The organism is Amycolatopsis sp. NPDC048633 (assembly GCF_040650695.1).
Lineage (GTDB): Bacteria > Actinomycetota > Actinomycetes > Mycobacteriales > Pseudonocardiaceae > Amycolatopsis.
Window position 1 is genome coordinate 174,076 of record NZ_JBEZHS010000004.1, and the last position, 10,647, is coordinate 184,722.

General features: G+C 65.7%; 12 protein-coding genes and 1 pseudogene. 6 read left to right on the forward strand and 7 right to left on the reverse strand.

Annotation, left to right across the window (positions count from 1 at the left end):
* Positions 1-126: 126 nt before the first annotated feature.
* The 3 genes from AB0C38_RS11555 to AB0C38_RS11565 form a co-directional block, all read right to left on the reverse strand.
* Positions 127-894: a hypothetical protein gene (locus tag AB0C38_RS11555; protein WP_360670392.1), complete on the reverse strand. Its 768-nt coding sequence runs from the start codon at positions 892-894 to the stop codon at positions 127-129.
* Between the two features lie 121 nt (positions 895-1,015).
* A complete protein-coding gene (locus AB0C38_RS11560; protein WP_360670395.1) occupies positions 1,016-1,396 on the reverse strand; it encodes a hypothetical protein in 381 nt (126 codons plus the stop codon).
* Positions 1,397-2,088: 692 nt separating this feature from the next.
* A complete protein-coding gene (locus AB0C38_RS11565) occupies positions 2,089-2,427 on the reverse strand; it encodes a transposase (RefSeq protein WP_360670398.1) in 339 nt (112 codons plus the stop codon).
* 582 nt (positions 2,428-3,009) lie between these two features.
* Here AB0C38_RS11565 and AB0C38_RS11570 point away from each other — a divergent pair.
* The 5 genes and pseudogenes from AB0C38_RS11570 to AB0C38_RS11590 all read left to right on the forward strand — a co-directional run.
* A pseudogene (locus tag AB0C38_RS11570) lies at positions 3,010-3,102 on the forward strand (transposase); the annotation flags it as partial.
* Between the two features lie 27 nt (positions 3,103-3,129).
* Entirely contained in the window at positions 3,130-3,252 is a 123-nt protein-coding gene (locus AB0C38_RS11575) for a hypothetical protein (RefSeq protein ID WP_360670401.1), read from the forward strand.
* 62 nt (positions 3,253-3,314) lie between these two features.
* Positions 3,315-3,953 carry a hypothetical protein gene (locus AB0C38_RS11580; protein ID WP_360670404.1) on the forward strand — a complete coding sequence of 213 codons (639 nt, stop codon included), beginning with the start codon at positions 3,315-3,317 and terminating at the stop codon, positions 3,951-3,953.
* A gap of 4 nt (positions 3,954-3,957) precedes the next feature.
* Entirely contained in the window at positions 3,958-4,641 is a 684-nt protein-coding gene (locus AB0C38_RS11585; RefSeq protein WP_360670407.1) for a hypothetical protein, read from the forward strand.
* 4 nt (positions 4,642-4,645) lie between these two features.
* Entirely contained in the window at positions 4,646-5,809 is a 1,164-nt protein-coding gene (locus AB0C38_RS11590) for a macro domain-containing protein (protein WP_360670410.1), read from the forward strand.
* A gap of 356 nt (positions 5,810-6,165) precedes the next feature.
* On the opposite strand, the gene AB0C38_RS11595 is transcribed toward AB0C38_RS11590, so the two are convergent.
* The 3 genes from AB0C38_RS11595 to AB0C38_RS11605 form a co-directional block, all read right to left on the reverse strand.
* The gene (locus tag AB0C38_RS11595) at positions 6,166-6,441 is read right to left on the reverse strand and encodes a tetratricopeptide repeat protein (protein WP_360670412.1); all 276 of its coding nucleotides are present in this window, start codon (positions 6,439-6,441) and stop codon (positions 6,166-6,168) included.
* 398 nt (positions 6,442-6,839) lie between these two features.
* Positions 6,840-7,853, reverse strand: coding sequence for an NB-ARC domain-containing protein (locus AB0C38_RS11600; RefSeq protein ID WP_360670415.1), 1,014 nt, complete (start codon positions 7,851-7,853; stop codon positions 6,840-6,842).
* Complete coding sequence (locus AB0C38_RS11605) at positions 7,759-8,106, reverse strand: DUF4062 domain-containing protein (RefSeq protein ID WP_360670418.1); 348 nt, start codon at positions 8,104-8,106, stop codon at positions 7,759-7,761. Before AB0C38_RS11605 ends, AB0C38_RS11600 begins: the two co-directional genes overlap by 95 nt.
* 325 nt (positions 8,107-8,431) lie before the next feature.
* On the opposite strand from AB0C38_RS11605, the gene AB0C38_RS11610 reads away from it, so the two are divergent.
* Positions 8,432-9,307 carry a DUF4231 domain-containing protein gene (locus AB0C38_RS11610; protein ID WP_360670421.1) on the forward strand — a complete coding sequence of 292 codons (876 nt, stop codon included), beginning with the start codon at positions 8,432-8,434 and terminating at the stop codon, positions 9,305-9,307.
* 19 nt (positions 9,308-9,326) lie between these two features.
* Here the strand turns inward: AB0C38_RS11610 and AB0C38_RS11615 are convergent, their stop codons facing one another.
* Positions 9,327-10,643, reverse strand: coding sequence for an AAA family ATPase (locus AB0C38_RS11615; RefSeq protein ID WP_360670424.1), 1,317 nt, complete (start codon positions 10,641-10,643; stop codon positions 9,327-9,329).
* Positions 10,644-10,647 lie beyond the last annotated feature (4 nt).

The window sequence follows — 10,647 nt, forward strand, 5'->3', positions numbered from 1 at the left end:
CCTCGGCAGCCAACACCCACACGAGAGTTTCGGAGTTCGGCAAGCCACCGGGCACGCTGGTCATTAGCGCCGCTGCGCGCCGCGTGTCCTGGGAGCGCGCGCCGATGCCGACACCCTCATCAGACATCAAAAAACGGTCAAGCTATTCATGAGTGCAACCTTCCGCAATGGACTGTTCCGGTCGCTCGACTCGATCGCTGTGCCGGAATCCGCAAGAGTCGGTTCATCCGACGCGGACCCGCCGTCGTCCATTAGGCGCAGCCAGACGGCCCAGCAGAACCAGTCGCTCCCGTGCTTCGAGGCGTACCGGATTCCGTGCGGAGAGGACCCGTCGTCGAGTTTGATGTGCCACAACCATTCGGCGACTCGCGTGGTGAGCGCACGGTCTTCACCACGCAGGGCTCCCACCGTGAGCCACTCGATACACAATGCCCGCGAGATGGCACTGATGCTCTCCGCTGCTTCGACGTCCACGAAGTAGCCCTCGGCAGGCAGCCGCAACGAGTAAAGTTTGCGTTCATGACGCCAGCCGGCGGCGACTTTGCCCGGAGGCATGTGGTTGCGCTCCAGCCACTCGCGTTCGATCTCATCGTGGAAGCTGATGTCTTCATCATCGTCGAACAGATCGCGGATCCTCAGATCGTGATGAGTCCCGGGAGCGAACTTCAACCGTTGCGCGGCCAGCGACTCGGCGTAGGCGCACTCCCTGGGTGTCGCGCCGTAGATCGTGCGATGCTTCGGAACGTCGTACCGACCCCAGTCGCCGCGATCGGCGATCTCTGGACGTTCACGGGGATTCATAGGCCCATACGAGATCTTGGCAATGCGCCACACCTGCCGCCGAGGAAACGATTCGATCTTCAGACCTGTTAGAGAACACACCCGGCGAGTCACGCTGTCCCTCATTTCAGTCGACTGGGCCACTAGGCCAGTAGCGCCTCAATGAATGAACAGTCGCGACTCGAACGGGTCCGTGTTACTACTCGTCACAACGAGGTGACAGGCGCGTCTCGAGTCAGTCGTCGACGCCCTCGACGAACGCCTTCGCCGCCTGGAGGACCGCCTTGATCTGACCTTCGCGAAGCCGGATGACCGGCGCTTCTTCGCCCAAACGTGGGTTGGCTCCGATGAACCATGCTCGAGCCACATTGTCACCTTCAGCCGCGCTGATCATCGCCCAGATCCGATGCGCGGCGAGCAGTTTCTGCTGGCTCTCAGGTCTCGGGGTGGCCCCTTCGGGGTTGGCCCACTTGTACGGCAGCTTGCGGTCCCGGACATCCGCAAGAGTGGCCACGAGAGTCGGCCCAAGATGGGCGATCAACTGCCGGACCAGTTCCGGCAAGTCGAGACGCGTGGTCTGCTCGTGGACGTCGATATCGAGATCAACGGGCGGCATGAGGCCTCCTAGGTCGTGGCGCCACTGTTGTTGCAGCTCCCGTCCAGCAACGCCCAGTCATCGACGTATGAGGACCTGCTGCAGCCGCTTCCGGCTTACGGCGTCCCCCCATGCTACCTGTATGCCACCTAAATGCAACCCTAAAACCCTACGCGATCAGTTACTCACTGTGATATATGCAGCTCACGCGAAGTTTGTAGAGCTGCTTGGATCCAACAGCGCTGAGGGAGAGCTCAAGGACGACGACCGTCCCTCCGATGCGTCACATACCAGCTGGCCTTCGACACATGCCCGGCCTCAATTCCGTTCCGTTCGGGATGTCGTGGAAGCCGCCAGGTCTGAGCACCTCTTGGTACATCAGCCGCCGGTGTCGCCTGGCATGTCGTCGATCCGCATCGGCAAGTACCGCTCCCGGACCGCCAGCGCTCGGTCGTCTCCGCATAGCAGTCACCCGGCGCGCCAGCGTTTCGTCACCGTAGGCGACCGCATCCAGCGCTCGGCGCGCTCGAGCCACCGGGTCCCAGATCGTGAAGGCACCGGCGTCGTGATTGGGTCACCGGCTCGAGCAGTCTCAGCACCGTCATCGTGGCCCCGCGTCGGTCATTGGCTGGTCGCGCCATTCGCAATAGCCGGAGCGGGACACGTTCAATACCCGGCAGGCCACCGCGACATCGATACCGTCCGCGGCGAGCTCATGGACCAGCGGAAAGGTTACTTGGGAGGATGTTCTCCCGCGCGAAGCACGCCGCGGCGCGTTGCAGGATCTCATCCCCATCTCGAGCTGCCGGTTCTTTCCGGCGCAGCTCGGAGAGTTCCTTCTTCTCCCCGCTGGTCAGCCTCATGGCCGAGCCGTCGGCGTCGGCGTCGGCGTCGGCGTCGGCGTCGGCGTCGGCGTCGGCCCGGGCTATCCAATTGCGCAGGCAGGACTCGCTGATGCCCAGGTCCTTGGCCAGTACGACGACCGGTTTGTCGCCCAGACGGGCCAGCTTGCCGGCACGCTGACGGAACTCAGGCGGGTGTGGTGCAGGCACCAGAACATCCTCCCTGGTGACCGGCGGTCACCTCAGGTCAGGTGTCCGGACAACCGGGGGAAGCTCAGCCGCAGCACGATCATGCGACTCTGCTGCAACACCAGACCAACTACCCGACGCGATGGCACACACTAAGCGCGCCCGGACCGCAACGAAGTTGCCTTTGACGTCGTCGCCCACGGCGCCTTCCGGAAGTCACCGCTCGAACGTCCCCTCTGCCGAAGAGCGCGCATGCCCATCCAACGCCGTCCTGGCCGACACGGCCCTGCGCGAGGTGAAATTGACCTACGCCGACCACTCCAGCAGGTCTCAGGAGACTCGGCTTCACCGGAACACAGCTGACCGGAACCATCCTTCGCAGCGCCGACCTAACCGATGCAGACCTCGGCTACGCTATGCTCTGCGACTTGGTTGCCGATCACAGCACGACCTGGCCAGTTGGCTTATCCCCACCCGAGGACGGACGCCAGCCATTGGCGACCCTGGGAACCTCTTCATCGCGACCCCACGTGAGGATGCGGTCCGACCTCGCCGGGCGAGGTATTCGTAACGATCGGTTCGGTTGCTCGACTTCCCATCAGTCCGGAGATCCGGCGGGTGATCTGCTCGACCAACGCGAACGAGAGCGCCAACGCCCGCATCCGCCGCGCGGTCAAAGCTCGCGGACACTTCCCACGAGCAAGCGGCGCTTAATGCGTCTGCATGGAGATCATGAGCCTGGATCCGCCCGGCAGCGGCCGCAAACACTGGACCGTGCGCTGGAAACCCGCCCTGAACGCGTTCGAGATCGCCTTCGACGGCCGCCTGGCCGCCGGACGCAAGTAGACCCCTTCAACCCGAGTTACATCGCTCGTTTGACAGACTCCTACCAGGTAGCATCATGTCCTGTGGCACTGGGCAGGGACACTCGATTGTGGCCGATATCGTCACCGTGCGCCATCAGGGCGTTTTTTTCGAGCCAAGGTAAACGGGTCATCACCTTCGCCGGCTACAGCGAGCTGGGTTATCAACGGCCAGAGATCTTGCGCGAGGCGACCGACGAGGTTCTCGACGGGTACCGGCCCGAAGCGGTGCTAGTGCACTGCGGTTCCCTCCTGCGTGATTGTGGGCTCGACGGTGTGGCCGAAGTGCACAGCCTGGCGAAAAGGCGGGGATTCGAGACTGCCGGTATCCATTCGACGGTGGCCCGCGAATTCCACGCCACCCATCGGGTGTCACCCTACTGCGACCACGTTTTCCTGGTGAAGGACGAGACCTGGGGAGGTTTCCGGCCCGGTACCCGGATGCCGACACCCACGTTGCAGGCGCACGTCGACGTCAGCGACGAGGCAGTGTTCATCGGCGGCGGGAAACACACGGCGGACGAAGTGCGTGCCTTCGCCGACAGCGGCAAGCCCGTCCGGTACTTTCCCGCAGAGATGAACCACACGACGACGTCGAACTGGTGCGAACGAGCTGGCGTCCCCGTGCCGGACTTCCGGGGCGCCGCATACTTCACCTGGCTGGAAATGTCGAGGGTCGGCTAGGCCGATGGACGACTGGGACGAGTACCTCGGTGGCCAGTGGGCCGACGCGTTGCGGACAGTGCCAAACACCGGCACTGTGATCGAGATCGGGCCCGGCTACGGCGCCAAGGTCGCCCACGGTCTTGCCCGACTCAATTTCTGCGGCACGATCCTGCTCGTGGAGCCGGATCCGATGGCGCGCGAATCGGCGAGCCAGGCCTACCGTCGGCTACTGCCGGACGCCACCGTGCTGACCCAGCACCGGCCGGTCCCGGAGGTGGGCTGCTTCCCCGGCCAGCACGTCGACGTGCTGGCCGGCAACCACGTGGTCGACGACCTGCTCCTTCGCGCAGCTTATCCTGAAAACGTTTCGCTCTTCACGCTGATGCGGCCGGGGTCGCCCTGTTCCAGCCTGTTCATCCGCTCGTGGCACAAGCTGCTGGACGAGCCCGGCCGGCTGGCGCGCGTGATGCGCCAGGTCGTCGGCGAAGTCGCCAGCTACGTGCGCGCCAACCAGCCCCGGCGGGTCGTGCTCAACCAGTACCCGAGCTGGCGGCACGACGAGTGCGGGCTCGCCGTGATCCACGAGACGAGCCTCCGTGCCCTGCTACTGATGGCCGCCGAATTCGGGCCGGCCGCAGAGCACTCCAGCTCCGCGGGGAAGATGACCTGGTTGACGGTACGAGTAGCGGAGACGTCGGAGGACTGAGGAAATGCCGCAGGCGCCGAAGAAGTGCTTCATCATCATGCCGTTTGGGCGGAAGACGGACGGCAACGGCGAGACGATCGACTTCGACGTCGTCTACCATGAGCTCTTCCGCGAACCGGTCGTGTCGATGGGCTTCGAGCCCATCCGATGTGACGAGATCACCACCGCCGGCTCGATCCACGAGGACATGTTCCGGCACATCGCGGCCGACGACCTCGCCATCGTCGACATCACCACCAACAACCCCAACGTGTTCTACGAGCTGGGAGTCCGCCACGCACTACGGCCCGCGATGACGATCCTCACCAAGGCACGAGGAACGAACATTCCTTTCAACATCGCCGGTCAGCGCGTAATCGATTATCCATCGGCGAACGGCAGCTTCGCCGACGCACGTGCCGAGATCGCACGTTTCATCCGCACCGGCCTGCTCGAATCCCGGGTTGACAGCCCGATTTTCGCGGTATTGCAGGAAGCGCGCAAGGATTGGCAACGGGAACGCATCGCCGCCGCGAAGGAATACCCGTACCGCCTGCGATCCGACTCGTCCCGGCTTATCAGTATCATCACCGGTGATCTGCGCGATTGGCGCGGCATCGACGTCTGGGTGAACTCGGAGAACGTCAACATGCAGATGGCACGGTTCTACGACCGGTCGCTGTCGGCGATCATCCGGTACGAGGGTGCGATGAAGGACGACAACGGCGAGGTGACCGACGACGTGATCGCCGACGAGCTGATCGCCCTGCTGAAGGACAGGCAGTCGGTGACGCCGGGATCGGTCTACGTGACGGGGAGCGGCGCGCTCGCCCGCACCCGCGGCGTCAAGCGCATCTTTCACGCCGCGACCACACACGGCGTGCCTGGAACGGGGTACCAGGTGATCAGCGAGGTCGAACAGTGCGTCACGCGGGCGCTGGAGCGGATGGACCAAGAGCGGTTCCGTGAGGAGAACCTCGGCAGCATCGTGTTCCCGATGATGGGGACCGGCAACGGCGGCGGGCACGTGGACGTCATCGCGCCGCGGCTGCTGCAGGCCGCAGTGTCCTACCTGGCCGCACATACCGAAAGCAGCGTACGCAAGGTCTACTTCGCGGCGTGGAACCACCGTGACCTGCAAGCGTGCCAGGCGGCGCTCGCCGCCCGGGACGACATCGACGCTTGCTAGGTTCACTGACGGCGGCCAACGGCATGGAGTGCAGCGGTAGCGGCATGGCCGACGGCGCGGGCAGCCATGACCCGGTCGGTCAGCACTCGGACGGTTGCTCTGTTGATCGGGGTGTTGGAGTCGCTGGTGGTCAGCTACAGCACCGCGCATCCTGACGCGCGCAACCGGTCGAGCTTCTTCTGACCGTTGCGGCTGGGGTCGACGCGGCAGTCGCTGTCGAACACGATGACCACGAGCCGAGCCACGCCACGCCGAGAACTCGGTGACTTCGGCGGGCGGCTTGCCCGGACGGCTCGGCGGCTATCGCTTGACGAAGGCGACCGTCGAGGCAGGCAACGCATCGCCGACCAGCGTACTCAATTCCCGAGGCCGCGCCGGCTACGCGCGCGGCGACGGGCAAGCGTCTCTTCGTTGAGTATACGAGCTTGCTCGTGCTCGCCCAGGCTGGACAGGTCCAGCGCAAGGTTGGTGGCCGAGGTCAACGTATCCGGATGATCCACCCCCAATACCTCCGTGCGATGCCGGCAGACACGTTCGAGGAGCGAACTCGCCGGCCGAGGTTCGCCTCGGGCGTGGAGGTAGGCGGCGGCGCGGTCGAGCAGCCAAACCACTTGCTCGGCGACCGAATCCACTTTCCGGGTGTGAATCGGTAACAGCCAGGACATGGGGCAGGAGCTGTCGCCAGAGCGGCCCATCGGCCGGGCTCGCCCACTCCGTTCCCTGTATGACGCCGGCGAGCAGGTGAACGACGACTGTGTCCCAGCAGCCATTGGGAGCCGGCTTGTCGCCACAGGTGCGCGCTCGGAGCAGTGCAGCTGGAACGCGGTGCAGTTGCAGGGTTTCGGTGGTGATGCGAGCGAGGCTCTGCCTGCGAAGTACGGCGGCGACTTCGGCGAAGGCGAGCGGGTCCGCAGCGACCTCAGTCAGCGACCGCGGGAGCGGACCGGCGTGGTCGGTGAACAAGCTGAGCGGAACAGGCTCCGGCGCCAGCCAACTCGCCACGGTCAGCAATTCCAGTGCCGCAGGGTGCTCAGTGGCGAGCCGGTCGAAGGTCAGCCCAGGACGCTGCCAGTGACACCGGGTACCCACCGACCGGTTCACCGTGTGCCAGGACTTGTTCGGCACGCTCATCGAGCAGATCCAGATAGTACTGTGCGCTCCAGCCCGTTTCAGCCAGCAGAGCTGCCGCCTGGTCTACGGCCAGCGGCAGATCCCCCAGGGCTGCCGCGATCCGGCCGGCGTCGTCCTGGCCCAGGTAGGCAGCTCGAGAGCAGAGAACCTGGATCGACTCCGATCGGGTGAAGTCACCCATGGCCAAGGGCTTGGCCGTACCGTTCCAGTCCGGGTTGCGGGATGTGACGATGACGTGACCGCGGCCGCCCGGCAGGAACTTGCCCACGGTCGCCGGCTGGTCTGCGTTGTCAAACACCAGCAACCACCGTTCTCGGCGCCGCAGCTCACCGAGCAGCCGAGCGAGTGCCACGTCACCACTATCTGTGGTGCCAGCCAGGCCGAGGGCACGGGCCAGTTCGGCGAGCCGGTCCGGAATCAACGCGATGTCAGCCGGTATCCACCACACCACGTCGTAGTCGTCGCCATACCGGTGCGCATACTCCAGCGCGGCTGTGGTCTTGCCGACCCCGCCCATGCCGTGGACGGCTTGGACGATCGCTCGGTGGCCGGTTACGAGCGCGGTCCGCAGCGCCTCCAGCAGTTCTTCACGCCCGGTGAACTGCACGGAACGGGCCGGCACGCCCCACACCCGAGGGGACTGCGCCTCCGAACCCGGCCGCGGCAAACTGGTCAACGCGTGCAATACGGCGGTCTCGAGCTGATCCGGCGACGAGACCGACGTTACAGCCAGCCCGCAGTCCCTCAGCCTTCGTCGGAAATCGTCTTGGCGGCCTCCGTACTGGGTGTCGCGGAACAGCTCGGCGGTGCCCCCCGTGTCAGTATCGAGAAAGAACACCAGCCGTGGTAAACCGGCTTCGGCCGCGGCTTCGAATTCCAATTCGGTGTAGGAAAGTTCGGGGCGTTCGCGCACCCGGGGAGCCGTAGCGAAAACCCACGATGAGTAAGAGAACATCCGCCGCGGCCACTGCTTCCTCGCACACTCGGGCGGACGTCTCGTCCCTGGCCGGAAAGTACTTCATATCGGCCGGCGTGTCACCCGCACGGTGGATAGCTGACTCGGCTGCGGCGACGAACGACCGCCCGGCTGGCAGCCGCCGTAGCTCCGAGGTGTGGCTGATGAATACTCGCCGCGCCGGGTTCCCCCCACTCACGTCATCCAGCATCCCAGGTCCCAGTTCAGCTCTCGGAGGCCGGCCGGGCCTACACGACCACCGCAGCGGTCCCGCATCGGCACCCAGCCGCCGACGAAACCGAAGAATACGCCGCCGCACCGCGACGCCCTGCGACCGGCGTGCTTGCCGCGACGTACGGTGACGGTGATTGCGCGTTCATTAACCTTGTGCGGAAGTTCCGAACCCCTCAGTCAGCATCGGCGGCGGGGCCACGGTCGAGTCCGTCTGCGACCGATTCGGCCGGCCGAGTCCGGATTCGAGTTCCTGAGGACACAAGAAGCTTGGCCTGGGACCTGCGGGCAGCCAGGATGATCTCATGACCGACCCCACTGTCACCCTGCTCTGGCGCCGGCAGAGCGTCTGGTCCCAGGCGGCCGGCCAGCTGAAGGCGCGCGTCTCACGTGCTCGGACGACCGCCCTCACGCTCACCATCACGGGGGCGGTGCTCGGAACCGCGTCAGCCGAGCTGCTCGAGACCGCCGCCGTTCCCGGGCGGGTTCTCGCCGCCTGTTCCTGTATCGCCCTCGCGCTCGCCTCGTACGTCATCGCCGGAGCCGGACCGCAGGTGGTCCGGGATTGGACGCGCGCGCGATCGGTGTCGGAAGCGCTCAAGGCCGATGTCTACTGCTACCTCGCCGGTGCCGGGGCGTACCGAGACGGGAACCGCGAGGCGATCGGGCAGCGGCGGCTGGAAGAGCTGACCTCCTCCGCGGGGGACCTGCTCAAGCACGTCGCCGGGATCGAGCCCGTCCGGCGGCAGCTGCCGCTCGTGGACGGCACCGATTCGTACGCCGAAGAGCGCGTGCTGAGCCAGCTCGAGACCTACTACCGGCCGAAGGCGCGGAAGATGGCCGAACGAGTGCGGTGGGGACGCAGGTTCGAGGTCGGGCTCGGGGCGTTCGCGGCCGCGCTGGGCGCCATCGTGGCAGTGTTCCCCGCCGCTGCAGTGTCGGCGTGGATCGGCGTGGTCACCACGGTCGCGACCGCTATTGCCGCGCACGTCAGCGCCGCCCGCTACGAACACCAGCAAATCGAATTCACCCGGACGGCGGACGAGTTGGAGCGACTACTGGCCCGCCGTTCCAGCGCTGGCGGCCTCGACGATGACGCCTTCGTGCAGGCGTGCGAGCGCGTTATCTCCATCGAGAACGAGGGATGGATGGCGAAACTCGGCATCGACGAGGACGCGTAGTCGAGATCAGCCGGCATAGTCAGCGGGCAAGTTTTTGGCGCAGAGCATCAACGAGACCCACCATCTGCGCGGGCGCACTTCCTCGGTACACGACGCCGTCGGGGATGTTGTCCGGCAGCTTCCCGCAGTCCAACAGCAGGATCCGGTCCGGGGCCTCGCTCGCCGCTTCTTCATACTCGATCTGCGTCCAGTACTTCGTCGCGTAAATCTCGGTACTGATCACCAGCACATAGCGGCTGCTGACGCCGTAGGTGTTGGGCAGTACCTTGCTGAGGTTCGTACCCCAGAGCGCCGCGTCTTCCTCAGGAGCGTAAAAGACCTTGAACTCCGTGCGCAGTCGCCGGTGGATCTCGCGGGCCAGTGCCTCGTCCTCGGAGGCGTAGGAGATGGCGAGGTCCCATTGCAGCTCGCCGGGGTCGCGGTCCAGAAACCAGTCGCTGAACAGCTTCGGACCGGGCAGCAGCCGACCGCCAGCGAGCCGCAGCGCGCCGATGCTGCGGCCAAGGCGCGCGGCCTCGCGATGCCTCGACCAGGGCTTCTGACGCAGCTGCGCACGGGTGACGCCGCCCGCAGGCAAGCAGCGCAGCAGAGCTCGACCGCCTTCGCCGAGTTGCCGTTCCCACACTTGAAACGTCTTCGCGGCCGAGTCGAAGACATCGTCCTGCGCGTCTTCGGGCAACATCCCGAAATAAAGCGCCGCCAGCAGCCGCGTCGTCAGCCAGGCGTGGCCGCCGCACAGTTCCATCAGGCTGTCGACGTCGATGCCGGGCACGCCAGCTGCCAGCTTATCAACCGCTTCACGTTCCAGCGGGTCGATGAAGTGCGATTCCGCGGTGTTCAACGGTGGCGACCCTTTGTCCTCGGGATCGCGGAACGACGCGAGCACCGGCCCCCCGGCCAGCAGGATGGCGATGTCGCGGCGCAAATGGGTGTCGTCCAGCCAGCGGAGGAAGGCGAAGAAGCCCGGACCCCATTGGGCGAGAAGGACCTTGTCGGCCTCGTCGATCACCAGGACGAGCGGCGACGCGTCGCGCAGTGCGGTCGCCACCTCGTGCCGGGAGGCGCTGTCGTGAGTCGTCTCCTGCTTGCCTGTCGCGATGCCCAGCAGCGCGCCGAGCGCCGCCTGCTCGGAAGTCAGATCCCAGCCGCTCACGTCTGTGCGCACCAGCGCACGGCCGACCAGATCCGGCGTCAGGTGACGGGTGAGCGTCGTCTTGCCCGCGCGGCGCCCGCCGATGAGCAGCGTTGACCTACCTTCACTCAGCCCTTCGGCCAACCGGGACAACGCCGCGTCCCGACCGACGAACAGATCCGGGGAAAGGAAAGGGTTCGGCATCCGG

Coding starts and splice junctions, on each gene's coding strand:
- AB0C38_RS11560 (WP_360670395.1), bottom strand. CDS start 1,396: ATGCCGCCCGTTGATCTCGATATCGACGTCCACGAGCAGACCACGCGT.
- AB0C38_RS11575 (WP_360670401.1), top strand. CDS start 3,130: ATGGAGATCATGAGCCTGGATCCGCCCGGCAGCGGCCGCAAACACTGG.
- AB0C38_RS11585 (WP_360670407.1), top strand. CDS start 3,958: ATGGACGACTGGGACGAGTACCTCGGTGGCCAGTGGGCCGACGCGTTG.
- AB0C38_RS11590 (WP_360670410.1), top strand. CDS start 4,646: ATGCCGCAGGCGCCGAAGAAGTGCTTCATCATCATGCCGTTTGGGCGG.
- AB0C38_RS11605 (WP_360670418.1), bottom strand. CDS start 8,106: ATGCTGGATGACGTGAGTGGGGGGAACCCGGCGCGGCGAGTATTCATC.
- AB0C38_RS11610 (WP_360670421.1), top strand. CDS start 8,432: ATGACCGACCCCACTGTCACCCTGCTCTGGCGCCGGCAGAGCGTCTGG.
- AB0C38_RS11615 (WP_360670424.1), bottom strand. CDS start 10,643: ATGCCGAACCCTTTCCTTTCCCCGGATCTGTTCGTCGGTCGGGACGCG.